Below are 22,188 nucleotides of genomic sequence, written 5' to 3' on the forward strand. Positions count from 1 at the left end.
AACGCATTACCGTAAAGAGTGCCAAATGCCGCGTAGAACTCTTCCTTTCGGGCCGCATCTGCTGGGACTTGTCGAAGACGCGCGCGCCGACCTGCTCGTATCCGTCCTGCAGATCCGCGAGGACGATCACGAGCCGAACTTCGACCTCCCGACCGAAGCGCCGGACCTTGCCGAGGAGGAGGCTGTCCATGGGTTTCGACAGCTGGTCGTTGAAGCGCTTTCGCATTTCGATCGGGACGAACTCGGACCGACGGAACGACGGTGCGGCCGCATCCGCTCCCTGGCGACTGGCAAGGGAATCGTCTCGCTCAACACGATCATCGCTCAGAAGCTCGATCCCGATCGGGCGCAGGAGTTCGACCGGCAGCCCGATCCGCTCTGCCGGAGCATATGGGCCTTCATACATGTTCGCGAGACATTCGAAGATGCCGAGAGCTTCCAGTTCGCCCGGCAATTTCGCGATCACGGGAAGCTGTATGACGCCTTCGAGGTGGAGCTCGACAACGCCGTCGCCGTCGATGCCGGATCGATCGACGAGGTCGCGCTGGCTGAGCGGACGAGACAGGTGCTCGGGCTGAAGCCGGACGTCTCCTGCACTGTGAAAGCGCTCGACCTTCCCGCGACCGACGCGCACCCGGCATCGATCATGGTGATCGTCCGGCACGGCGGGCCTCTGTCCAGTGTCTACGATCACAGGAACGACGGGCGGCGCGGCACCATCTACTATCGTCCGCCAAACGAGGCGACTCTGATCTACACGCCGCAGCAGCGACAGATTGAGGTTTGCGGCGACAGTCCGGTCTTTCGACAGAAGGTCACCGACGCGTTCGCGGAGGTCGCGCTCGAGCAGGACGTGTCGGAGAAGCCGCTGACGTGGAAACGGTACAACCTCACGCGCTTCCGCGAGTCGTTCCGGCTCGAGCTTCCCACGGTCGAGGGCTACGAGATCAAGTTCGCGAAGGTGCTCGAGGCGCAGGTGAGACTCGGCACGTGGAGCCGCAAGCTGCAGCTGAAGGTCACGGTCGACGACGACATCCAGGACGTCGCACGCCGCTATCTCGGCGCGAACAACGTCTTCCGGCGAGCGGAGGCGTTCAGCAGGATCGGGATTGCGGTCGGGTACAGTCGCGTCGGCGACGCCGCGGAGCGGTCGCTGAACATTACGGTCGCGGGGACGAAGAGCTGCAACCTTCAGAGCAACAAGGATCCCGACGAGCGTGCCCTTGGATTTGCCCTGCTGCGGGCGTGGGGCATTCTGAACGCGTTTCGTCAGATCCCTCACGACGACTTGCGAGCGATGTTCCCGCAGCTCGTGCGGCTCTACGATCGCATCGAGAACGAGGTGAGCGGGACCCACCTGGTGGAACTGGGGCTGGACCCGCTGCGAATGATCGAAGGTGGGCTGCTGGAACGCAGAGATCGGCAGGATGTCGTATTGACTGAGGACGATGATGAAGACGTCTTCGTCGAAGGCAGCATTAAACCGTCAGGCCAGAAGGGGATGGTCGCCACGGTCGATGAGTACGGAAAGGACGTGGGGATGCGCCCGGCCGCCGATGTCGACATGTTCTCGATCAACGAGCAATGGCTTCACGAGACGCTGCTGCGCCTGATCAAACCGATTCTGCGCCGGCGGTCTGCGCAGATCATCGATCCTGATCTGACCGTCCTCGGCGCGATGCAGATCCGGGGCGCCGAGGTGCCCGTATATGTCGCCCGCCGCCTTCACGATGCGAAGATCGCGCAGAAGCTGGATTTGCACTTGCGCGCGCGAAACACCGCTGGTGTCGGAATCGTCCTCGCGGCCGGTGATGACAACCCCGACCACCTCGGCGCGAACGTCGTGGTTCCCCTCGTGTCCCATCTCGCTCCCGCGTCAGAAGAGCTTCTGTTCGATGGGGACAGCCTGGAGTTCGCGTATCGCAACAACCTTTCACTCGCGCGCGGAGGCGTGCTGCCGCGCGTTGTGCGGTCAGGCACCCAAGTCGGCACGTTGTATGTGCCTGGGCGAGATCCGCTCCATCTCGGAGGCAACGATCAGCTGACGATCTTCGAGCGGCTCGTCAACGCCTTCGTGAGGGGGAGCCCCGACGTGCCGGTGAAGACCCTGATGGACGGCCTCGGTACTCGGAGTCCGCAGCCTGCATTTCGCCGTGAGATGTGGGACAGCATCCGCGGCGTCTACATCGAGATGGGTGCCAAGAAGGGGTTCTGGCGGCTGATCGTTCCCGCTCAGTCTGCGGACGCCGCCACCGAGGCTCGGGTCATGGAGCCCGTCTAACGTCCGTCAAACATCCGATGCGAGACGGTCTAACAAGCCGCTGACTACTGGAAGGGCTCCGCTTCAGAGGAGCTCCTCCATGCCGACTCCCTCTTCCGCGCAACGCGTGGCCCAGAGCCGAGCGAGCGTCGCCGCGCCCCAACCCACGATCCCGCACAACGAGTGGCGCTGCACGCGCTGTTACAAGCTGCTCGGCGTCTGCCGGGACGGCCGCATGCACCTGCGCTTCACGCGGGGGCACGAGTACCTCGTGGGCTTCCCGGTCCAGGCTACTTGCCGCGGCTGCGGCTCGCTGAATCAGGCGACCGCTCCCGCGCGCTGACGCGCGCACTTCTCCCTGTCCCTCCCGAATTGCAGAGACGCGCGACGTCCTGACCTGGCCACGAGAAGGCGCCGGACGCCTGGCCGCAAGGCAGGCGTCCGATGTCCTCCGCGTGGCACGAGATCCGTGACCAGCTCATGCGCTCAACTTCCACTTTCAGCTTCCAGCGGCGCTTCGATGCTTTTCGATGCTCCGATACCACTCTCTCGAAGTTTCGCGATCCGGCCGCAGTGCTGGACGCGCTGCACAGGGAGACCGGCTGCGCGGATCAGAAGAACCTGATCCTCGCGCAGCTCGTCGGGAGGGCTCAGGCCGACGGCGAGTGCTCCGACTGCGCGCTCACGATGATGCTGCTGGCTCTCTGGCCCGGTCTCGACGCGATCCGCCGGCGGTCCCTCTCGCGCCGGCTTGGCGCTCCCGACGAAGTCGCCTCGGATCTCCTCGCCCGGACGACGGAGGCGATCCGCAGCCTCGATCTGCGCCGCGTGAACCGGATCGCGGCAACGATCCTCCGGAACGTCGAGCGCGACATGATCCGCGACCGGCAGCGCGAGGCGGCTCGGCAAAGCGTTGCGAGCGACGTTGATCCCGACGAGGTCGCGCAAGAGCACGGGATGCTGGATCCGCTGCTTGGGCGTGTTCAGGTGCAACGTGAAGTCCGTCGGCTGATCGGTTCCGATGCGACGCTCGTCGTCCGCGTCGCGGTCGACGGCTTCTCGCAGACCGAGGTCGCCATCGAGCTTGGGCTCTCCGAGGCGGCGACGCGCAAGCGCTACCAGCGCGCCACGGACAAGCTCCGCAATGCCCTGCGCGAATTCGCGTGAGCCATGTCCCGATCCGCGCGCCGCGGTGGCTTTCCCTCGATGACCGGCCCCGAGGGCCGGAGACCCCGAGCAGGGACTTACATGCAGGAACATCATTCATCTCCCGGAGCCGAGCTTGTGCGGCTGCCCGGTCTCTTCCGCCGCTGGGAGCTCCCCGAGGTGGTCAAGGACCATCACGCCTTCCGCATCGAGGATGCCGGCACGCACGAGGACGGAACGCCGCTCCTCGCAATCTACGTCGATGGCGAGCCCTCCGCCGACGTTCGCGACGCCCCCGGTGGGACGCTTCCCGAGCCGCGTGAGTAGAGGCTCATCATGCCCTATTCGAACATCATCAACTTCACCCGGCCGGCGGCGCCGCTCAGCGAGATCGAGCTGTGCGGCTGGATCGGCCAGGCCGCGCCCGGTGCGGCGCTCGAATACCACCGCGGATTTCTCGCGCTGGACACGGTGGCGGTCGCCTCGCGGCTGCCGAACGATCAGCGCGAAGAGCTTCTGCGCATGTCCCGCCGCGCGATGTGGGCGGCCGAGCAGGGCCTCGTCCATCTCGTGCAGCGCCGGCTTGCGCCGGACTGCTTCGCCTACCTCGCGATCGCGCGCCCGAAGCTCCGCCAGGAGCGCGTGTCGCTGTCCGCACTCATGACCCAAGAGGCTGCCTGATGTTCGCACCTGCTGCGACCACGCGCGACAACGCGCGCCCAAACCATGTCCGGCTCGCGGATCTGGATCGGATGCAGATCGGCGATCTTGCCGCGCTGCCCGCTGAGGATCTCGCGCTCCTCCAGGACGAGGCGACGGCCGCCTTCGACGCCACCAAGCGCACAAAGGAGTGGGTCGAGAGCGCGATCGCAATGCGCTTCGCCGACCGCGCCCACGCCGCCCGCCTCGATGACGGCAAGGACACCGGCACCGTCCGATTCGATGACGGCGCGGTGACCGTCGTCGCGGACCTGTCGAAGCGGGTCGATTGGGACCAGGACGCGCTCGCGGAGATCGTCGAGAGCATCCGCGAGGCCGGCGACGACCCCGCCGACTACGTCGAGACGACCTTCAAGGTCCCAGAACGCCGCTACGGCGCGTGGCCGCCCGCGATCGCCAAGACCTTCGAGCCCGCCCGCACCGTGCGCACGGGCAAGCAGACCTTCCGCCTTTCCCTGAACACCGAGGTGTCCCGATGACCGATCTCGCCAAGCTGCGCGCGTCGAACCACGCGCTCCAGTCGCTCCCCGAGACCATCCGTGTGCCGGTGCAGCCGCCGGCGCGCGCCGAGCCGATCGCCAAGCCGCTGGCCGATGCCACGGTCGACGAGCTCGCCTTCAGCCTGACCATCGCCGAGGACGAGCTCAGCGCCGCCAGCGATCGCCTTCACGCGTTGCGCCGTCTCCTGCGTCTCGCCCGCGAGGCCGGCGCGATCGGCACCGACCGTCCCGCCGACATCGTGACGGGTGGCCGCTGATGGCGATCTCACTCGCATCGCTCAAGCGCAGCGCGGCCTTTGCAGCGCCGCGCATCCTCATCCACGGCGTAGCAGGCGTCGGCAAGACGACCTTTGCGACCGGCGCCGAAGACCCCGTCGTCATCGCGACCGAGGATGGCCTCGGTACGATCGACGTCCCGCACTTCCCGCTGGCGGCAAGCTTCGATGACGTGATGGGCGCGATCGGCGCGCTCTACTCGGAGGACCACGACTTCCGCACCGTCGTCGTCGACAGCGTCGACTGGCTCGAACCGCTCGTCTGGAAGCGGGCGTGTGCTGACAACCGCTGGGGCTCCATCGAGGAGCCCGGCTACGGCAAGGGATACGTCGCCGCGCTCGACCTCTGGCGGCAGTATCTCGACGGCCTGAACGCGCTCCGCGACGAGCGCGGTATGACGGTCGTCCAGATTGCGCACACCGACATCAAGCGCTTCGACAGCCCCGAGCACGAGCCCTACGACCGCTACGTCATCAAGCTCCACGCCCGCGCCGCGGCGCTCCTCCAGGAGCACTCCGATGTCGTGCTGTTCGCGAACTACCGCATCAGCACGGTGAAGTCCGACGTCGGCTTCAACAAGAAGGTGACGCGGGCGCTCGGGAGCGGCGAGCGCGTCCTCTACACCGCCGAGCGCCCCGCCTTCCTGGCGAAGAACCGCTACGGGCTGCCCGACGTCCTGCCGCTCGAGTGGCAGGCCTTCGCCGACGCGATGCCGCGCGCCGCCGCTGCCACTACGCCCGCCCCCGAACAAGACTGAGGATCTGAACGATGGCCAATCTCGGCACGACCTTCGACGCCAGCACCGTCGACCCGGCCTCCACCTACGAGGTGCTGCCGCCGGGCAAGTACACCGTCCAGATCGTCAATAGCGAGATGCGTCCGACCAGCAACGGGCTCGGGCAATACCTCTGGCTGGAACTCGACGTGCTCGACGGCGAGCACGCCGGCAGAAAACTGTTCGACCGGCTGAACCTCGTCAACGCGAACACCCAGACGGTGGAGATCGCCCAGCGCACGCTGTCCGCGATCTGCCACGCCACGGGGAAGATGCAGGTGACCGACAGCGAGCAGCTGCATCTGATCCCGCTGCAGGCGGACGTGACCGTCCAGCCCCCGAAGAACGGCTACGGCGAGAGCAACAAGATCCGCTTTCGGCCGCTCGATCAGGCGCCTTCGGCTCCCAAGGCAGCGGCGCCCCCGCGCCAGCAGCAGAGCGCCCCGGCAAAGCCTGCGCAGTCCGGTGGCTTCGCCAACGCGCCCTGGAAGCGCTCGTCCTGATCAGCATGGCGCCCGCGCGTGCGGGCGCCCCTCCTCCGCCTTTCGAAGGAGCCCCCATGCTCGACTTCAACGACCCCATCGCGATCTCACAGACGAAGAACACGCCCGATGAGTTGCGGGCGGCGGTTCGCACGAAGATCGCCGAACTCGATGACGCCATCGCGAAGATCAAGACTCAGCTCGCTGCCGCGGACATGCGGCGCCAGGAGCGCCGCGGCCGGCTCGACGCCGACTGGTACCACAAGGCCCGGACCGCGATGCGCCACCTCCAGCGGGAGCGCGGCGAGCTCATCGCCGTCGCCGCCAGCCTTCCGGATCCGCGCGCGGAGCTGAAGGACCGCATCATCGCTGTCGCGCGGACATACTTTGATCCGGCCGACTGGGAGTCGATCGTCGAGCGGGCGCACACGTTCGGCAAGGAGGAGCGCAACTGATGGCGCCGCTCCCCGAACCGCGGTCGCCGACGCGCGAGGCGATCTTCGCCGCCTACGAGGCCGACCGCGACGACGGCTTCCGGCCGCATCTCGGCGCGTCGCTGATCGGCAAGTCGTGCGAACGCGCCCTGTGGTACGACTTCCGCTGGGTGACGCCCGCCCGCTTCCCCGGCCGCATCCTTCGCCTGTTCGAGACCGGCCAGCTGGAGGAGGCGCGGCTCGTCCGCAACCTGCGGCGCACCGGCGCGACCGTCCTCGATGTTGATCCGTCAACGGGCCGCCAGTGGCGCGTCGAGGCACATGGCGGGCACTTCGGCGGCTCGCTCGATGCCGTGGCGGTCGGCCTCATCGAGGCGCCGCGCACCTGGCACGTCGTCGAGTTCAAGACCCACTCCGCGAAGAGCTTCCGAGAGCTGGCCGCGAAGGGCGTTGGCGAGGCGAAGCCGCAGCACGCGGCGCAGATGCAGGTTTATATGCACCTGACCGGACTGACGCGGGCCCTCTACGTCGCGGTCTGCAAGGACACCGACGACCTTCACGTCGAGCGGGTGTCCGCCGTTCGCGAAGCCGGTGAGCGGCTGCTCGCGAAGGCGAAGCGCGTCATCGATGCGACTCGTCCGCCTTCACGGATCTCGGACGATCCCGCGTGGTGGGAGTGCCGGCTCTGCTCGCATCATGCTGTCTGCCACGACAGCGCATCCGTCTCGGTGACGTGCCGTTCCTGCCTCCACGCGAGCCCGGTCGAAGGCGGCTGGCACTGCGCGCGCTGGGACGCCGCGCTCGACACCGACGCGCAGCGCGCGGCCTGCGCAAAACACCTCTTCATTCCTGATCTCGTGCCGGGCGATGTCGCCGACGCCGGCGATGACCACGTCGTCTACCAGCTTCCCGACGGCACCATCTGGATCAACGACGCACGGGAGGCGATCGCATGCTGACGCTGCGCCCGTATCAGCAGGCCGCCATCGACGCGATCTATGGCTACTTCGAGGACCGCAACGGCAACCCACTGATCGTCATTCCGACTGCAGGCGGCAAGAGCCTCGTGATGGCCGCCTTCATCGAGGGCGTCCTGAAGGCCTGGCCCGACCAGCGCATCCTTGTCGTCACGCACGTGCGTGAGCTGATCGCGCAGAACCATGCCGAGCTCATCGGGCTGTGGCCGGACGCACCCGCCGGGATCTACTCCGCCGGCCTCGGCCGCCGCGATCTCGGCGCGCGCGTGCTTTTCGCCGGCATCCAGTCGATCCACAAGCGGGCCTACGACGTCCAGAAGTGCGATCTCGTCCTCATCGACGAGGCGCACCTCATCCCGGCGACGTCGAACACGATGTATCGGCGCTTCCTCGACGACCTCACGCGCATCAATCCGAAGCTGAAGGTGATCGGGTTCACCGCGACGCCGTACCGGCTAGACAGCGGCATGCTCCACGAGGGTAAGGGTGCGCTGTTCACCGACGTCGCGTTCGACGTGTCGGTGCGTGAGCTGATCGACGCCGGGTATCTCGCGCCGCTAACCAGCAAAGCTGCCGAGACGAAGCTCAGCGTGGCCGGCGTCGCCACCCGTGGCGGCGAGTTCGTCGCCAAGGACCTGCAGGCGGCGGTCGATCTGCCGGAGATCACCGACGCGGCGATCGACGAGGTGGTCGAACTCGGGCGCGACCGGCGGTCCTGGCTCGCGTTCTGTGCCGGCGTCGAGCACGCGACGCACGTCGCCGAGGCGATCCGCAAGCGAGGCTTCTCGGCCGCCACGATCTTCGGTGACACACCGAAGGCGGAGCGGGATCGCATCATCGCATCGTTCAAGCGCGGGGAGATTCGTGCACTCGCCTCGATGGGCGTGCTGACCACGGGCTTCAATGCGCCGGCCGTCGATCTCATCGCGATGCTTCGGCCGACGAAGTCCACCGGACTCTACGTCCAGATGGCCGGCCGCGGCACGCGTCTCGCGCCGGGCAAGACCGACTGCCTCGTCCTCGACTTCGCCGGCAACGTCGCCCGGCACGGCCCCATCGATGCCGTGAAGCCGAAGCGCCCTGGCGAGGGCGACGGCGACGCCCCAGTAAAGGAGTGCCCCGACTGCCAGAGCCTTCTGCCGACCGCCGTGCGGGTCTGCCCCGACTGCGGGCACGCGTTCCCGCCTCCGAAGGTCGAGATCGAGACTCAGGCCTCGACGCTGGAGATCCTGACCACGGGCAAGCCGCAGTGGCTCGAGGTCGACCGCGTCTCATACCGGCCGCATCAGAAGCCGAACGGGCTGCCGTCACTGCGGGTCGACTACCAGTGCGGGATGATCCGCCACAGCGAGTGGGTCTGCTTCGAGCACACCGGCTACGCCAGGCAAAAGGCCATCGCGTGGTGGCAGCGCCGGGCGGCAGGTGCGCCTGTTCCCACATCCGTCGCCGATGCCTTCGAGCGCAGCTGGCAGCTTATCGTCCCATCCGAGATTGCAGTCCGCCCCAAGGGCCGGTTCACCGAGATCGTCCGCTACAGGTTCAACCGATGCCAGAGCACATCCTCTGCGCCGTCTGCCGGCGCGAGCCGCGCGGGTTCGGCTGGTTCTATCCGCACTACAGCGTCTCCGACCCGCGGCGGGACGCGTCCCGTCGGCGGCTCTGCAGCCGTCTCTGTCAGCAACTCATCCAAGGGAGAAGCGGCATGATCGATCTGACCCCGAACGAGAAGGCCGCAATGGAGGCGGGTGGACACGCCGGCGGAGCGTACCTGGAAGACCTCGGCAAGAGCGACCTCGCGGTTCTGTCGCTCGACGAGTGGCAGGCGCTGATCGAGACGATCGTCACCGGGTATTGCGACACGCTGCGCGAGCTCGCCGCGACGGACCGCAACACGCTCGACGGAATGGCCGAGAAGGTGCCGTACTAATGGTGGCGAGCTTCATGGCGCAGTTCGGCGGCGCTCTGGTCGCGAATAGGTGGCCGATCCTCCCGATCCAGCCCGGCACGAAGAAGCCCGGCCGCTACCGCTGCGGCGCGTGGTCCGACTATCCCGACTGGTCGCGCCACGCCTCGCGCGCGACGACGGAGCACGAGCTGGCGCTCTGGCGCGAGTGGCCGGACGCCGGCGTCGGGATCGTCTGCGGGACAGTGGTCGCGGTCGACATCGACCTTGAGGTGCCAGAGCTTGCGAGCGCGATCGAGGAGCTGGCACGGGAGCGGCTGGGCGACACGCCGCTCCGCCGCATCGGACGCGCCCCGAAGCGGCTGCTCGTCTACCGCGCCAGGGAGCCCTTCCGGGGCATTCGCCGCGCGCCACTCGAGATCCTCGGCGAGGGCCAGCAGTTCGTCGCGCATGCGATCCATCCGGACACTGGCCGGCCCTACGACTGGCCGGACGGTCCACCGGCCGACCGCGACCTCAGCGATCTGCCGGTGGTCCACCGCGCGGCAATTGAGGCCTTCCTGGACGAGGCGCTCGCCATGCTGCCGGATGACGTCAAGCCGGCGCGCCTATCGGTGCGACGGTCCGATGGTGGCGGCGGCGCAAGCACGTCGCGCGAGGGCACCCGTGAGGCCATCGCCGCTGCGCTGGCGTACGTTCCCAACGCAGATCTTGCCTACGACGACTGGATCCGGGTTGGACTCGCGCTGAAGGGCGCGCTTGGCGACGATGGAGCGGCCCTCTTCGCCGCGTGGTCGGTGCAGTCGGGAAAGGACCAGCCCGAGTTCACCACGAAGACTTGGGCGGGCCTCCGGCCCGAGCGGATCGGAGCGGGCACGATCTATCGCCTTGCGCTCGACGCCGGCTGGAAGCCCGAGCCGGCGCTCGTGCTCGATGGCGCGGCGCCGCGGTGCGTGACGCATCCGGCAGCTGCAATGCTGGCGAAGGTGCAGGCAGCGCCGCGGAGCGATGCGAAGGCCGAGCCGCGCTTCGAGCTGACAATGCCGGACGGGCTCGTGGGCCAGCTGACCGAGTACATGGTGTCGACGGCGAGGCGCCCGCAGCCGCTGCTGTCACTCGGCGCAAGCCTGTGCGCCGTCGGCGCGCTGATGGGGCGACGTTATCGCACCGAGAGCAACCTGCGGAGCAACCTCTACGTCGTCGCGATCGCCGACAGCGGGTCCGGCAAAAACCACAGCCGGGAGATCATCAACGAGCTGTTCCTCGAGGCGGGGCTCGTCGAGTATCTCGGCGGCAACAAGATCGCCTCGGGCGCCGGGCTGCTCTCGGCGCTCTACCGGCAGCCGGCGTTGCTCCTGCAGCTCGACGAGTTCGGCATGTTCCTTTCGGCGGCCGCGGATCGCCGCCGCAGCCCGCGGCACATCACCGAGATTCTCGACAATATGACAGAGCTCTACACCGCTGCAGGGGGTGTCTACTTTGGCGCCGAGTACGCGAACCGCGACGGCAAGAACGAGCGTCGTGACATCAACCAGCCGTGCCTCTGCGTCTACGGGACGACCACGCCCGTCCATTTTTGGTCGGCGCTGAAGGAGGCGAACGTCGTCGACGGGTCCCTGGCGCGCTTCCTGATCATGGAGACCGAGGAGGACTATCCGGAGGAGATCGTCGATCGAGGCATCCGGTCGGCACCTTTGGGTTTGCTCGATCAGATGCGGCGCGTCGCAACGGGCGGCGCGTCAACGGCGGGCAATCTCGCAGGTCTCGGCAGCGGCCTCTCCACGGGCGTCGAGCCGGTCACAGTGCCGATGGCGAACGCGGCGAAGGACGTCTTCCGATCGCTGGGGGCGGACGTGACGAGGCAGCTGCGGGAGGCTCGAGGCACCACGCGAACGGCCGTCCTCGCCCGCATAGCGGAGAACGCAGCGAAGCTCGCCCTCATCGTGGCCGTGGGGCGGAACCCGGAGCAGCCGCAGATCGACGCTACGGACGCAGAATGGGGTGTCCAGCTGACCGAGCATTGCGCAAAGCGGACCATGCTTGCGGTCGATCGGCACGTGGCAGACAACGACAACGAGCGGTACCGCAAGCGGGTGCTGGAGATCATCCGCAGCGCTGGGGGTCAAGGCCTGAGCAAGTCCGAGCTCGTCCGGAAGACGCAGTTCCTTTCGCGGCGAGACCGTGATGACGTGCTGGGGGATCTCGCCGAAACGGGGTGCGTTGCCATCCGCATGGTCCAGTCGGCGACGCGCCCGGCCGCGGTCTTCGTGGCGACAGAGCCCTGAGATCATTCAACGCCTGCCGATCATTCAATCTACCGTCGGCTTGCTAAGCAATTGACAGAACGACCAAATCGAGAAGGTTCAATGATTCAATCTTTCAAGAGGGAACGTATGTCCCTCACGCGTGCGATGTAAGTAGATTCTATAGGGGTATGAAGAATTGAATTATTTGAATGATCTAGAGAAGGAGAGCGCCTTCAACGGCTTAGCGGATCAATAGCCCTTTGAAGGTATCTTGAAGGCGCTGAATAATCTCCGCGCCGCTGACCTGACCTCATTCCGGGTTCGGGCGCACGCAGCGATCCTCACCAGATGCTGCCTGCGCCCCGACCACCAGAACCCTGGGAGGTCCGTGTGACCCATCAAAGTTCAGCCGCGCCCGCAGCCGGGACGGCCACGTCCGCAGAGGCAGTCTGGCTCGCCCTCGACCTTGGCACCACCACCGGCTGGGCGCTTCGCACCCGCGAGCGCACCATCGTGAGCGGGACGTTGTCGTTCCGTCCAAGCCGCTACGACGGTGGCGGCATGCGCTACCTGCGCTTCCGCAGCTGGCTCGAGGAGATCGCCGCCAACGCTGGCGGGCTCGGCGCGGTGTGGTTCGAGGAAGTCAGATCCCACGCAGGAACCGACTCGGCTCACGCGTACGGCGGCTTCCTCGCCATTCTGTCGGCGTGGTGCGAGCAGCGAGCGATCCCGTACCAGGGCGTTCCGGTCGGAACGCTGAAGCGCCACGCCACGGGCAAGGGCAATGCTGGCAAGCCCGCGGTCATGCGGGCGGTCCGGGAGCGCGGCTTCGAGCCCGCGGACTACAACGAAGCGGATGCGCTGGCGCTGCTGCTCTGGGCCATCGAGACCCGCGGAGGCGCCCGATGAGATACTCGCCGCGAGGGTTTGGGGGAACCCGCAGGAGCCCCGAGCAGGTCAAGCGAGAGGGGTGGCGCGAGCAGGGCGTGCTAGCGGTTGCAGTCAACGATGAGCGGCTGACGTGGCCGGAGCGCGAGCTTGTCCGCCAGATCGGAGAGAAGCTCTACGGCAAGCGGACGACGGAGGTGCGCCATGGCTGAGTGGACGAGGGCCGATGTCGAGGCGCGTCTGGAGAGCGCCGCGCGCGTGATGCGATCCCAGCCGGGCGACGGTCCCAGAGGCACGTTCAACGCGTGGCCGACATACCTCCACGACTTCGCCGACAAGGTCGGTCAGAAGCCCGAGACGCGGCGCCCGACGCCGTCCCCCCGAGCGATCAGCGAGGCCGAGGATGCGATGCTGTGGCTGCGCTGGCTCGAGGTGGACGATGCACGGATCGTGTGGGCGCGGGCCGACCGGACGGCTTGGAAGCCGATCTGCTGGCAGCACGGGATCAGCCGGGCGACGGCGCACCGGCGCTGGGAGTACGCGCTCAGTGTGATCGTGTGGCGGCTGAACGGACGGCGGGTGCCGGCGAAGCGGTCGATGCGGTATGTGATTGATCGGACATCATAACGGCTGATGCGGCTCCCCGAATTTCCAGGCTGCGCGGATATCTCTGTAGGAGATTTGCACCCGATTACAGCAGGAGATTCAGGCTCGAAGAGGAGATTGAGATTGTTCGACAATACAGTGATCAAGGTGATTCAAGACGCATGGATTAGCGATCAAGAACACCCGCACCGTTCTCGCACTAGAAGATCCGCTCCGGATCTCGACTCAACGAAGGCTCTCATCGAAATAGCCTTCAACCTTAGCCTTTCGCAAGAGGAAGGCACATTTCAGAGAGCTTCGATCGCGCTTGCGACTGAAAGTGAATTGTTCGATAGCGGTCACAGTTATTCCAAGGACATACGAAAGTTCAAAAATAATTTTATCGCGACGCCTGAGTCTCTTGCGAAGGCGAGCCCCGCCTTCGACTGTGATTCATCAATATTTTTGGTCGAGTGTGGTTCTGATACACAACTTGTATGCTGGGGAGTGGCTTTCGCCGAGCCGCGTTCGACGCGCTTCAATGAGATCCCCGTCGGCATAGAGGGTGGCCAGCTCTTCCGTCCTGATAACCTGACCGCGACAATCGCCGGCGTCGGCAATCTGAGAATCTCTCGGGGCGACTTCCTTCTCGGACGTTTGATTCGCGGCGTGTTCAGCCGGTCGGAGCCAACGCCGTTCGTCAGTAGAGCTCTCGGCAAGATCCTTAAGCCGTTCGCCGAAGCAGACCCCCTTTGGCAGACACACAAGATGGCGCTGTGGCACGCATATCGGGACACCGTTGTGTCGCTGCTTCTGGAAGCCGCTAAGCGAGGAAGCGGAGGTGCAATCGCCCTACTAGCCGACGACGACATCAGCGTTTCCGTGCTGGAACACGGCAATGCGCTCTGCCCGAGCATCGAACTGCTGCCGCTGCTAGGTGAAATGGAGCGCTGTGAGCCGCTCACTCGGTTGGCATATGCCCGGCGCGCATCGAAGCGGATCGGGGACATGGCGCAACTCGCAAATGTGGACGGAGCGCTGATCCTCAGCTCAAGGCTGCGTCTCATGTCGTACGGCTCGAAATTTCGCGCTCCGCCATGGAGCGGCCCCGTCGATTTCGGCGTCGACGGATGGGGTTCAGTTCCTGAAGGAAGATTTGCAAGAGAGCGTTTCGGGACGCGGCATAACTCTGCAATCGATTTCGTTGGTTCATGCTCAAAGAGCGTGGTTTTCGTGATCTCTGAGGATGGCCCAATTAGGGCCTTTGCAAAGGACGACCAAGGCCGCATCCTTTGTTGGCCGGACTGTTCGCAGTCGGTATTTACCGATTAAATCTCTAATTCGATCGAAAGAGTCGATTGATTTTGGATCGACCTTTCATCGCTTGAGCCAAACAAGCCTAGGCTGAAGTCAAGCTCTTATGTCGCAACGAGACACTTTTCGGTGAGACATCGCGAACCGAGACAGTCGCCCGCTCAGGAGCTATGTTCTGGCTGTGCTCGCGAGAGGCGGGCGCTGACGCCGCTGGACTAGATTTGTACGGGTCCCTTCTGGCCGTAACCGTATACGGGAGGGCTTGGCGCGACGGTCCGCTAGCGACAGCCGCGATTTTTTGGGAAGCCACCCGGAAGCCTGGATCCACCTTTCGCCTCGAAACGCCAGAGTTTCCGCCCGGTTCTAGCGCCTTACGGGTGGATCCCGACGGTGGATCCGTAGTCCACCTGGATCCGGCAGGGATCCACCCTTGTGGGGTCCAGCCGGATCCACCTCGGCGGAGTCCACCCGACCCCGCATCCACCACGCACCATCCGCGCCTCTCGAAATTGAGTAAGCCATGTCCGTGTTCGCCGAAGCGACCGCGCCAGCTATCCGCTGGAGCGCGGTGACGCCCGACGATGTGGCTACGCTCGATCCAATGCCGCGTGCGCTGTTCGTCGGCGGCACCGGGAACGTCGCTCTTGAGGACCGCACTGGATCGATCGCGATCTGGTCTGTCGTAGGCGGGCAGATTCTCCCGGTCTCGCCGCTACGGGTCCGGGCGACGGACACGACAGCGACAAACATCATCGCGCTCTGGTAGCCGCCCGGCGCTGCCCGCCCACAACAGGATGCCCCGCATGACCCTCGGCTTCGCGCCGGAGACGATCGAGCTGTGGCCGCTCGAACGGCTGCAGCCGTACGCGAAGAAGCGGACGATGCGTGTTCGGACCTGCGTCTGCTGTGGGAAGCTCGAGGATGTCCGGTCGGACAATCCCGCCGAGATGTGCCGCCCCTGTGCGAGCCGGCTATCCGCGGCGGCGCGAAGCGGAAGGCCATCGGCCAAGCCGAACTACGAATTGTGCCTGCATTGTCGGCGAGTCTTCGTTTCATCTCCCAGCAACCACCAGCGGTACTGCAACCGCGATTGTCTGAGATCGGCGAAATCCGTGGAGCGAACCTGCGTCACATGCGGCGCAGGCTTTCGCATTCCGAGGTCCATTCTGTCGGGTCGCACGAATTCGAGCGGCCGATTCTGCTCGCGCCCCTGCTATGAGCGTCATCTCTGCCGCACGACACGCACGAAGGGATATGGCTCTCGCTGGACGGCAATCCGACGTGAGGCCCTTCGACGAACCCCGTTCTGCGCCTCCTGCGGAACGACCCGGCACCTTCAGGTGCACCACATCATCCCGTTCCGTCTCACGCGGGACAACTCGCAGACCAACCTGATCCCGCTCTGCCGCGCCTGCCACAAGCGCGTGGAAGTCGTGTTTCAGGATGTCGAGGCGATCGATCCGCCGCTCCCTGTCACGAAGCTCGTCCTGTTCTGCAGCATGCATGCCCGCCGGACAGTGACCTTGCACATGCTCAAGAGTTCCGCCCATGCAGGCCAACGCGCTGCAGCTTGAAAATTGGCCGATCGGCCGCCTGGTCGAATACGATCGGAATCCGCGGAAAAACGACGACGTGGTCGACCGCATGGCGCAGGCCATCGTGGAGTTCGGTTTCCGTATCCCGATTGTCGCGCGGAGCGACGGGCTGGTGGTCGACGGGCATCTGCGGCTGAAGGCAGCGCGATTGCTCGGTCTCAGCACCGTGCCCGTGGTTCTCGCGGATGAGCTATCAGAAACGCAGATCAAGGCGTTCCGGCTCCTGGCGAATCAGTCGACGAACTGGGCAGAGTGGGATGACTTGCTTCTTTCCGGCGAGCTACACGATCTGCTCGCGGAGGACTTCGACCTCTCGCTCATCGGCTTCTCCGACGGCGAGCTCGACAAGCTGCTGGCCGTGGTCCCGGACGAGGACGGTGCGGCGGGTGGGGGCTCGGACGGCTCGACCCCGCCGGTGACTGTCCCGGAGCCGCCGCGGAACCCGGCGTCGCGCGCCGGAGATCTCTGGATCCTGGGCGACCACCGGCTGATGTGCGGTGACAGTACGAGCGCGGCGGACGTCCGCCGGCTGATGAACGGCGAGCGGGCGGTGCTCTTTGCGACCGATCCGCCGTATTTGGTCGACTATGACGGCTCGAACCACCCGACGCGAAACAAGGACTGGTCCGCCTCCTACGGCACCACGTGGGACGACAGCTCACAGGGCGCCGAGCTCTACGATGGGTTCATCGGCGCGGCGGTCGCAGAGGCGATCACCGAGGACGCCGCCTGGTACTGCTGGCACGCGTCGCGCCGCCAGGCGATGCTGGAGGCGTGCTGGGAGAAGGCGGGCGCGTTCGTCCACCAGCAGATCATCTGGGTGAAGGACCGCGGCGTCCTCACCCGATCGCACTACCTGTGGAAGCACGAGCCCTGCTTCATGGGCTGGCGCCGCCCGAACCGCCCGCCGAAGGTGGCGGAGGAGACGCTGCCGTCGACGTGGGTGATGCCGAGCTTTGCGAAGGACGAGCGGCCGGACCATCCGACGCCGAAGCCGCTCGACGCGTTCGGGATCCCGATGCGCCAGCACGTCGCCCGCGGCGGCCTCTGCTACGAGCCGTTCTCTGGTTCGGGCTCGCAGATCATGGCGGGTGAGGCGAACGGGCGGCGGGTGTTCGCGATGGAGGTCAGCCCCGCCTACGTCGACGTGGCCGTGCAGCGCTGGCAGGCCGAGACGGGCAACGCGGCGGTCCTCGACGGTGACGGACGGAGGTTCGGGCAGGTTCAGAAGGAGCGCCTCGGCGAAGCGGATGATGCGCCTGTCGACGACGCTAATGAGGAGCCGCGCATCGGGCGCCGGCGAAGGAATGCGGCTTGAAACAGTCTCGCCTGATGTCGCTGGTCGAGGCGATCACGAACGTCGTCGTTGGCTACGGCATCGCTGTCGCGACGCAGCTCGTCGTGTTCCCGTGGTTCGGGTTGGCCGCGCGGCTGTCCGACGCGGTAGCGATCGGAGGGATCTTCACCGTCGTAAGCATCGCGCGCAGCTTCGCGCTGCGTCGCCTCTTCGAGGCCATTCGGGTCCGCCGAACAAGCAACGCCGCCGGAGGCTGACCCCAGCGGCGTCTAGTGACGGTGGACGTCCGCTCAGCGGGCGAGGCGGTAAACGCGACCCCGGTCGTCGACCTTCTCGGACGTGACGTCCAGCCCGAGCCGCTTCTTGAGCGCGCCAGCGATGGCGCCGCGGACGGTGTGATGCTGCCAGCCGGTGGCGTCGGCGATCTCCTCGATGGAGGCGCCCTCCGGCGCCTCAAGCATGGCGATCAGCGTCGCCTGCTTGGTGCCGGACCGGATCTTCGGCGAGGCCTTATGGGCGGCCGGGTCGGACGCGCTCGGCTCGCTATCGAACCACGACTCCTCCTGGTTCACGGCGCCGCCGTCGTTCGGCTTCGCCGCCTGCGTCGGGGCGATGCCGACCGCGCGGAGTCCCGCGTCCGTCGCGACGAGTGTTCCGCCTACTCCGTCTTCGCGGATAAGGCCCCGCGCAAGGAGCGCGGTCGTGACCTTCTTCGCCGCGCCGCCCTTGATGTGCTCCGGCAGCGGCAGGATCTGCAGGCCGGGACGCTCAGCGGCGGCAGTGAGGACGGCGCGTTGGGTATTGGTGAGTTCGGTCATGGTCGGGTCTCCTTCCGCGCCCGGACGATCGGGCGCTCCTACGACCGCGAGCCGCGCGTCCCGGGCGGGAGCGCGGCCGGCAGCGGACGGGGCGCTGTCAGTAGGGAAGCTCGGCCATGATGGCGTAGTCGGCCACGAGGCCCGTCAAATACGGCAGCCCATGCGGGATCCCGGTCTCGCGGCTCATGCGGCGGCCGATGCGCCAGCCCATCCAGCGCTGGGTGGCGGCGTCGATCGCTTCGCGGAGCGGGAGCCCTCGGGCCAGCTCGTTGACGACGTCGTCGGCGAAGTGGCGGCCGTGGCGGCTGTCGAGGAAATCGCGCACGCCCACGGGAGAGCCCGTGGTGGCGTCGGCGATCGCTTCTGACGCGCCCGCCCATGCGGCGGCGGTGTCGGTCGCGTGCTCACAGCGTTCGATCGTGCCCCAGAAGCCCCAGGCTTCGTTGTTGGTCGAAAGGGTCGTTTCGATGGTCATCGGCGTCGGCTCCAGCGCGGTTCGTGAGCGCCACACACGCTCTGATTGCCGCCAAAGCCAAGCGTATAACCCGATAAGATCATTGCTGTTTCTGATCCGATGAAAGGATTGAGCGAGCGCCAGTACGCGGCCCGGATCGGGCTCTCGCGCGGAGCCGTCCAGAAGGCGAAGACGGCCGGCCGGCTCATCCTGCACGACGACGGCTCCATCGATCCGGATCGGTCGGACGCGCTCCGCGCTAACACCACAGACGTGTCGAAGAGCCGGCCGGCGGAGCGAACAACAAGGAAGCGCTCAACCGGCATGCGACCGGTACCGGAGGCGGCCCTGTCAGGCGTGAGCGAGACGCTGAAGGAGAACGGTCTCGTCGCGCCGCCGTCCACGGGCGGCACGACGTTCCTCCAGGCGAAGACCGCGCACGAGGTGCTGAAGGCGCAGGAGCGCCGGATCCGGCTGTCGAAGCTGAAGGGCGAGCTGGTCGACCGGGACCGGGCGAAGGCGATGGTGTTCAAGCTGGCGCGGGAGGAACGCGATGCCTGGGTGACGTGGCCGGCGCGCGTGGCGGCGCTGATGGCGGCCGAGCTCGGCACAGACGTCGGCGCCACGCAGAGGGTTCTGGAGAGCCATGTCCGCGCCCACCTCGAGGAGCTCGCGGAGCTTCGCGTCGCCTTCCGTTGAGATCGAAACCTTCGACGGCGCGGAAGATCTCGCGAAGGCGTGGCGCCAAGGGCTGACGCCCGATCCGGCGTTCACGGTCTCCGAATGGGCGGACCGTCATCGTTGGCTCTCATCGCGAGCCTCGGCGGAGCCGGGCCGCTACCGAACGGATCGGACGCCCTACATGCGCGCCATCATGGAAGCGCTGAGCCCAAGCCACCCGGCGCAGCGGGTCGTGTTCATGAAGGCGGCGCAGGTGGGCGCGACCGAAGCGGGCAACTGCTTCATCGGGTTCGTGATGCACCACGCGCCCGGCCCGATGCTGGCCGTCCAGCCGACGGTGGAACTGGCGAAACGCAACTCGCGTCAGCGGATCGATCCTCTGATCGAGGAGAGCCCGGCGCTGCGAGAGCGCGTGCAGCCGGCGCGATCGCGGGATGCCGGCAACACGCAGCTGTCGAAGGACTTTCCGGGTGGCGTCCTCGTGATGACCGGCGCGAACTCGGCGGTCGGTCTCCGATCGATGCCAGCGCGGTACGTCTTCCTCGACGAGGTCGATGCGTATCCGGCGTCGGCCGACGAGGAAGGCGATCCCGTCGCCCTTGCCGAAGCGCGATCGCTGACGTTCGCGCACCGTCGCAAGGTGTTCCTGGTCTCGACGCCGACGATCCGCGGCGTCAGCCGGATCGAGCGGGAATACGAAGCGACCGACCAGCGCCGCTACTTCGTCCCGTGTCCATTGTGCAGCCACATGCAGTGGCTGCGGTTCGAGCGTCTGCGATGGGAGAAGGGCCGGCCGGAGACGGCCGCCTACCACTGCGAGGATTGCGAGCGGCCGTTCGGCGAGCATCACAAGGCGGCGATGCTCGGCGCCGGCGAATGGCGGGCAACGGGCACGAGCCAGGATCCGCGCACGATCGGCTTCCACCTGTCGGCGCTTTATTCGCCACCAGGCTGGAAGTCGTGGGCCGACATCGCGCGGGACAAGGAGCTGGTGGCCGGGTCGGACGAGGCGGAGCGCGTGTTCCGGAACACCGTGCTCGGCGAGACGTGGGTCGAGACCGGGGACGCGCCGGATTGGCAGCGCCTAGCCGACCGGCGGGAGGACTGGACTGCGGGGATCGTGCCCGCCGGCGGCCTGTTTCTAACGGCCGGCGCGGACGTCCAGAAGGACCGCATCGAGGTCGACGTCTGGGCGTGGGGACGCGGTCTTGAGAGCTGGCTTGTCGAGCACATCGTCATCGATGGCGGGCCTGGGTCGGAAGCGTGCTGGGCGGGCCTCACCGAGCTGCTCGGCCGGACATGGACGCACGCGAACGGACCGTCGCTGACGATCACACGGCTCGCCATCGACACGGGCTACGAGACCCCGGCGGTGTACGCATGGGCGCGGCAAGTCGGGTTCGCGCAGGTGGCGCCGGTGAAGGGCGTCGAGGGGTTCAACCGCGCGAGCCCAGTGACCGGACCGACGTTCGTGGACGCGACGGTTGGCGGCAAGCGGCTGCGCCGTGGGGCGCGGCTCTGGACCGTGGCGGCATCGACCTTCAAGGCGGAGACCTACCGCTTCCTCCGGTTGGACCGTCCGGCTGCGGAAGAGGTCGGGGACGGGGCTTCCTTCGCCCCGGGCACCGTCCACCTGCCGCGCTGGGCCAACAGCGAGTGGCTGAAGCAGCTCGTCGCCGAGCAGCTCGTCACGGTGAGGAACAAGCGCGGCTTCGCCCGGCTGGAATGGCAGAAGCTGCGCGAGCGCAACGAGGCGCTGGACTGCCGCGTCTACGCCCGCGCCGCCGCATGGATCGCCGGCGCGGACCGCTGGTCGGAGGCGCATTGGCGCGAACTGGAACGGCAGATGGCAGCGCCGGACCACGAAGAGCAGACCGCGCCCGCGAACACGATGCCGCGACCCGTCGCACGACGGCGGACGGTGCAGTCGAGTTACATGAGGTAAGGCCGCACGAGACCGTCGGCTATCGGGAGGTTCGGGTGCGATGTCCGAGGAGCGCCCGGCGTCGGAACTCGGCAACGGCTGCAAGGTCGACGCGGATCCTTTGCTCATTGAGCCTATCGGGATCGAAACCGCCTCCGCACCACCGAAGCAGCTGATCCCGGTCCGCGTGCGAAGGGTCCGCGATGACGTCGAGAAACTCCAGGAAGCCGAACGGACCACCGACATCCTCGGGCGGTGCGGCGCGGGCCCCATCGACAAAGGCAGGATAGTCGACGTCGGCGCTGCCGTCGCGGACGCCTTCGACGATGATGTCGTGCCGCCAGTCGTCGCCGAAGTCGTAGACGTAGAGGAACCGGTCGACGCCGCGGTCCAGGAGCTGCTTCAGACGAGCATTCTTGGCGGCGAAAACCTTCCGGCCGAATGCCGCACCGTCCGGGTCCGGCTCGCCGGAGATGCGCTCGCCGATCCGGAACTCATAGAGGTGGGCGTGCTCCCAGCACATCACCGCCTGGATGACGTCGTGGAGCGCGCGCAGGGACGCGGTGACCGGCATGTCCACACGCCGCCAGATCACAGGCTTGATGTCCTGCAGCTCAATCCGAAGGCGGGCGACAGGTTCGATCATGACGGAATGCTCCGCGCGGTTCTCACCGGCAACCTATCGAGCGAAAGACGATGGCGACAGCTGAAGAACTCAAGACCCGGCGCGAGGCTCTGGTGGCCTCGCGTGCGAGCGGCGTCGCGCGCGTCAGCTACGATGGCAAGACCGTCGACTACCGCAGCCTCGCGGAGATCGATCGCGCCATCGAGGCGCTGGACCGCGAGATCGCGTCGGCCGAGGGGCGGGCGATCGTGCGCCACCTCCGCGTCGTCAGCGATAAGGGGCTCTGAG

26 protein-coding genes are annotated in these 22,188 nt (G+C 66.7%); 23 read left to right on the forward strand and 3 right to left on the reverse strand.

Going from position 1 to position 22,188, the window contains the following annotated elements; genetic code table 11:
* Positions 1-25: 25 nt before the first annotated feature.
* From BIX52_RS09045 to BIX52_RS09145, 20 genes are all read left to right on the forward strand, one after another.
* Complete coding sequence (locus tag BIX52_RS09045) at positions 26-2,281, forward strand: hypothetical protein (RefSeq protein WP_075220687.1); 2,256 nt, start codon at positions 26-28, stop codon at positions 2,279-2,281.
* A gap of 423 nt (positions 2,282-2,704) precedes the next feature.
* On the forward strand, positions 2,705-3,427 hold the full coding sequence (locus BIX52_RS09055) for an RNA polymerase sigma factor (RefSeq protein WP_075220689.1): 723 nt from the start codon (positions 2,705-2,707) through the stop codon (positions 3,425-3,427).
* Between the two features lie 117 nt (positions 3,428-3,544).
* Positions 3,545-3,733: a hypothetical protein gene (locus BIX52_RS09060; protein WP_075220690.1), complete on the forward strand. Its 189-nt coding sequence runs from the start codon at positions 3,545-3,547 to the stop codon at positions 3,731-3,733.
* A gap of 9 nt (positions 3,734-3,742) precedes the next feature.
* Positions 3,743-4,087, forward strand: coding sequence for a hypothetical protein (locus tag BIX52_RS09065; protein ID WP_075220691.1), 345 nt, complete (start codon positions 3,743-3,745; stop codon positions 4,085-4,087).
* Positions 4,087-4,605: a hypothetical protein gene (locus BIX52_RS09070; RefSeq protein WP_075220692.1), complete on the forward strand. Its 519-nt coding sequence runs from the start codon at positions 4,087-4,089 to the stop codon at positions 4,603-4,605. The genes BIX52_RS09065 and BIX52_RS09070 overlap by 1 nt, the downstream gene beginning before the upstream one ends.
* Complete coding sequence (locus tag BIX52_RS09075; protein ID WP_075220693.1) at positions 4,602-4,883, forward strand: hypothetical protein; 282 nt, start codon at positions 4,602-4,604, stop codon at positions 4,881-4,883. The genes BIX52_RS09070 and BIX52_RS09075 overlap by 4 nt, the downstream gene beginning before the upstream one ends.
* Positions 4,883-5,659 carry an ATP-binding protein gene (locus BIX52_RS09080; protein ID WP_075220694.1) on the forward strand — a complete coding sequence of 259 codons (777 nt, stop codon included), beginning with the start codon at positions 4,883-4,885 and terminating at the stop codon, positions 5,657-5,659. The genes BIX52_RS09075 and BIX52_RS09080 overlap by 1 nt, the downstream gene beginning before the upstream one ends.
* An 11-nt stretch (positions 5,660-5,670) precedes the next feature.
* Positions 5,671-6,180, forward strand: a complete 510-nt coding sequence (locus BIX52_RS09085) for a DUF669 domain-containing protein (RefSeq protein WP_075220695.1) — start codon at positions 5,671-5,673, stop codon at positions 6,178-6,180.
* Positions 6,181-6,236: 56 nt separating this feature from the next.
* Complete coding sequence (locus BIX52_RS22435; RefSeq protein WP_083660133.1) at positions 6,237-6,614, forward strand: hypothetical protein; 378 nt, start codon at positions 6,237-6,239, stop codon at positions 6,612-6,614.
* Positions 6,614-7,552, forward strand: a complete 939-nt coding sequence (locus tag BIX52_RS09095; RefSeq protein WP_075220696.1) for a PD-(D/E)XK nuclease family protein — start codon at positions 6,614-6,616, stop codon at positions 7,550-7,552. Before BIX52_RS22435 ends, BIX52_RS09095 begins: the two co-directional genes overlap by 1 nt.
* Positions 7,546-9,276, forward strand: a complete 1,731-nt coding sequence (locus BIX52_RS09100; RefSeq protein ID WP_083660134.1) for a DEAD/DEAH box helicase — start codon at positions 7,546-7,548, stop codon at positions 9,274-9,276. Before BIX52_RS09095 ends, BIX52_RS09100 begins: the two co-directional genes overlap by 7 nt.
* Complete coding sequence (locus BIX52_RS23225; RefSeq protein WP_075220697.1) at positions 9,273-9,497, forward strand: DUF6511 domain-containing protein; 225 nt, start codon at positions 9,273-9,275, stop codon at positions 9,495-9,497. The genes BIX52_RS09100 and BIX52_RS23225 overlap by 4 nt, the downstream gene beginning before the upstream one ends.
* Positions 9,497-11,758 (forward strand): bifunctional DNA primase/polymerase, encoded by a 2,262-nt coding sequence (locus BIX52_RS09110; protein WP_075220698.1) that lies wholly within the window; start codon positions 9,497-9,499, stop codon positions 11,756-11,758. The genes BIX52_RS23225 and BIX52_RS09110 overlap by 1 nt, the downstream gene beginning before the upstream one ends.
* 351 nt (positions 11,759-12,109) lie before the next feature.
* The gene (locus BIX52_RS09115) at positions 12,110-12,628 is read left to right on the forward strand and encodes a hypothetical protein (protein ID WP_075220699.1); all 519 of its coding nucleotides are present in this window, start codon (positions 12,110-12,112) and stop codon (positions 12,626-12,628) included.
* 183 nt (positions 12,629-12,811) lie between these two features.
* Complete coding sequence (locus tag BIX52_RS09125) at positions 12,812-13,234, forward strand: DUF6362 family protein (RefSeq protein WP_075220701.1); 423 nt, start codon at positions 12,812-12,814, stop codon at positions 13,232-13,234.
* A gap of 102 nt (positions 13,235-13,336) precedes the next feature.
* Positions 13,337-14,524, forward strand: coding sequence for a putative sensor domain DACNV-containing protein (locus BIX52_RS22815; protein ID WP_139312743.1), 1,188 nt, complete (start codon positions 13,337-13,339; stop codon positions 14,522-14,524).
* Positions 14,525-15,026: 502 nt separating this feature from the next.
* On the forward strand, positions 15,027-15,272 hold the full coding sequence (locus tag BIX52_RS09130; protein WP_075220702.1) for a spike base protein, RCAP_Rcc01079 family: 246 nt from the start codon (positions 15,027-15,029) through the stop codon (positions 15,270-15,272).
* A gap of 181 nt (positions 15,273-15,453) precedes the next feature.
* Positions 15,454-16,080 (forward strand): HNH endonuclease, encoded by a 627-nt coding sequence (locus tag BIX52_RS23930; protein ID WP_281249193.1) that lies wholly within the window; start codon positions 15,454-15,456, stop codon positions 16,078-16,080.
* Complete coding sequence (locus tag BIX52_RS09140) at positions 16,055-17,419, forward strand: DNA modification methylase (RefSeq protein ID WP_075220704.1); 1,365 nt, start codon at positions 16,055-16,057, stop codon at positions 17,417-17,419. The genes BIX52_RS23930 and BIX52_RS09140 overlap by 26 nt, the downstream gene beginning before the upstream one ends.
* Positions 17,416-17,655: a DUF7220 family protein gene (locus tag BIX52_RS09145; protein WP_075220705.1), complete on the forward strand. Its 240-nt coding sequence runs from the start codon at positions 17,416-17,418 to the stop codon at positions 17,653-17,655. The genes BIX52_RS09140 and BIX52_RS09145 overlap by 4 nt, the downstream gene beginning before the upstream one ends.
* A gap of 33 nt (positions 17,656-17,688) precedes the next feature.
* On the opposite strand, the gene BIX52_RS09150 is transcribed toward BIX52_RS09145, so the two are convergent.
* Entirely contained in the window at positions 17,689-18,216 is a 528-nt protein-coding gene (locus tag BIX52_RS09150; RefSeq protein WP_075220706.1) for a DUF3489 domain-containing protein, read from the reverse strand.
* A gap of 97 nt (positions 18,217-18,313) precedes the next feature.
* Positions 18,314-18,691: a hypothetical protein gene (locus BIX52_RS09155; RefSeq protein ID WP_075220707.1), complete on the reverse strand. Its 378-nt coding sequence runs from the start codon at positions 18,689-18,691 to the stop codon at positions 18,314-18,316.
* Between the two features lie 99 nt (positions 18,692-18,790).
* Here BIX52_RS09155 and BIX52_RS09160 point away from each other — a divergent pair, with 99 nt between their 5' ends.
* Together BIX52_RS09160 and BIX52_RS09165 are read left to right on the forward strand one after the other, a co-directional pair.
* Positions 18,791-19,369, forward strand: a complete 579-nt coding sequence (locus tag BIX52_RS09160; RefSeq protein ID WP_075220708.1) for a hypothetical protein — start codon at positions 18,791-18,793, stop codon at positions 19,367-19,369.
* A complete protein-coding gene (locus tag BIX52_RS09165; protein ID WP_075220709.1) occupies positions 19,317-21,296 on the forward strand; it encodes a phage terminase large subunit family protein in 1,980 nt (659 codons plus the stop codon). The genes BIX52_RS09160 and BIX52_RS09165 overlap by 53 nt, the downstream gene beginning before the upstream one ends.
* Positions 21,297-21,315: 19 nt before the next feature.
* On the opposite strand, the gene BIX52_RS09170 is transcribed toward BIX52_RS09165, so the two are convergent.
* The gene (locus tag BIX52_RS09170; protein ID WP_075220710.1) at positions 21,316-21,921 is read right to left on the reverse strand and encodes a plasmid pRiA4b ORF-3 family protein; all 606 of its coding nucleotides are present in this window, start codon (positions 21,919-21,921) and stop codon (positions 21,316-21,318) included.
* 50 nt (positions 21,922-21,971) lie between these two features.
* Between BIX52_RS09170 and BIX52_RS09175 the strand changes: the two genes are divergently transcribed.
* Positions 21,972-22,187, forward strand: coding sequence for a phage head-tail joining protein (locus BIX52_RS09175; protein WP_075220711.1), 216 nt, complete (start codon positions 21,972-21,974; stop codon positions 22,185-22,187).
* Position 22,188 lies beyond the last annotated feature (1 nt).

Source organism: Acuticoccus yangtzensis (assembly GCF_001927245.1).
In the GTDB taxonomy this organism is placed as follows: Bacteria; Pseudomonadota; Alphaproteobacteria; order Rhizobiales; family Amorphaceae; genus Acuticoccus; species Acuticoccus yangtzensis.

Excerpts from the sequence above, each read along its gene's own strand:
- BIX52_RS09045 (WP_075220687.1), top strand. The coding sequence starts at position 26 with ATGCCGCGTAGAACTCTTCCTTTCGGGCCGCATCTGCTGGGACTTGTC.
- BIX52_RS09055 (WP_075220689.1), top strand. The coding sequence starts at position 2,705 with ATGTCCTCCGCGTGGCACGAGATCCGTGACCAGCTCATGCGCTCAACT.
- BIX52_RS09065 (WP_075220691.1), top strand. The coding sequence starts at position 3,743 with ATGCCCTATTCGAACATCATCAACTTCACCCGGCCGGCGGCGCCGCTC.
- BIX52_RS09070 (WP_075220692.1), top strand. The coding sequence starts at position 4,087 with ATGTTCGCACCTGCTGCGACCACGCGCGACAACGCGCGCCCAAACCAT.
- BIX52_RS09075 (WP_075220693.1), top strand. The coding sequence starts at position 4,602 with ATGACCGATCTCGCCAAGCTGCGCGCGTCGAACCACGCGCTCCAGTCG.
- BIX52_RS09080 (WP_075220694.1), top strand. The coding sequence starts at position 4,883 with ATGGCGATCTCACTCGCATCGCTCAAGCGCAGCGCGGCCTTTGCAGCG.
- BIX52_RS09085 (WP_075220695.1), top strand. The coding sequence starts at position 5,671 with ATGGCCAATCTCGGCACGACCTTCGACGCCAGCACCGTCGACCCGGCC.
- BIX52_RS22435 (WP_083660133.1), top strand. The coding sequence starts at position 6,237 with ATGCTCGACTTCAACGACCCCATCGCGATCTCACAGACGAAGAACACG.
- BIX52_RS09095 (WP_075220696.1), top strand. The coding sequence starts at position 6,614 with ATGGCGCCGCTCCCCGAACCGCGGTCGCCGACGCGCGAGGCGATCTTC.
- BIX52_RS09100 (WP_083660134.1), top strand. The coding sequence starts at position 7,546 with ATGCTGACGCTGCGCCCGTATCAGCAGGCCGCCATCGACGCGATCTAT.
- BIX52_RS23225 (WP_075220697.1), top strand. The coding sequence starts at position 9,273 with ATGATCGATCTGACCCCGAACGAGAAGGCCGCAATGGAGGCGGGTGGA.
- BIX52_RS09110 (WP_075220698.1), top strand. The coding sequence starts at position 9,497 with ATGGTGGCGAGCTTCATGGCGCAGTTCGGCGGCGCTCTGGTCGCGAAT.
- BIX52_RS09125 (WP_075220701.1), top strand. The coding sequence starts at position 12,812 with ATGGCTGAGTGGACGAGGGCCGATGTCGAGGCGCGTCTGGAGAGCGCC.
- BIX52_RS09130 (WP_075220702.1), top strand. The coding sequence starts at position 15,027 with ATGTCCGTGTTCGCCGAAGCGACCGCGCCAGCTATCCGCTGGAGCGCG.
- BIX52_RS23930 (WP_281249193.1), top strand. The coding sequence starts at position 15,454 with ATGTGCCGCCCCTGTGCGAGCCGGCTATCCGCGGCGGCGCGAAGCGGA.
- BIX52_RS09140 (WP_075220704.1), top strand. The coding sequence starts at position 16,055 with ATGCAGGCCAACGCGCTGCAGCTTGAAAATTGGCCGATCGGCCGCCTG.
- BIX52_RS09150 (WP_075220706.1), bottom strand. The coding sequence starts at position 18,216 with ATGACCGAACTCACCAATACCCAACGCGCCGTCCTCACTGCCGCCGCT.
- BIX52_RS09155 (WP_075220707.1), bottom strand. The coding sequence starts at position 18,691 with ATGACCATCGAAACGACCCTTTCGACCAACAACGAAGCCTGGGGCTTC.
- BIX52_RS09160 (WP_075220708.1), top strand. The coding sequence starts at position 18,791 with ATGAAAGGATTGAGCGAGCGCCAGTACGCGGCCCGGATCGGGCTCTCG.
- BIX52_RS09165 (WP_075220709.1), top strand. The coding sequence starts at position 19,317 with ATGTCCGCGCCCACCTCGAGGAGCTCGCGGAGCTTCGCGTCGCCTTCC.
- BIX52_RS09170 (WP_075220710.1), bottom strand. The coding sequence starts at position 21,921 with ATGATCGAACCTGTCGCCCGCCTTCGGATTGAGCTGCAGGACATCAAG.
- BIX52_RS09175 (WP_075220711.1), top strand. The coding sequence starts at position 21,972 with ATGGCGACAGCTGAAGAACTCAAGACCCGGCGCGAGGCTCTGGTGGCC.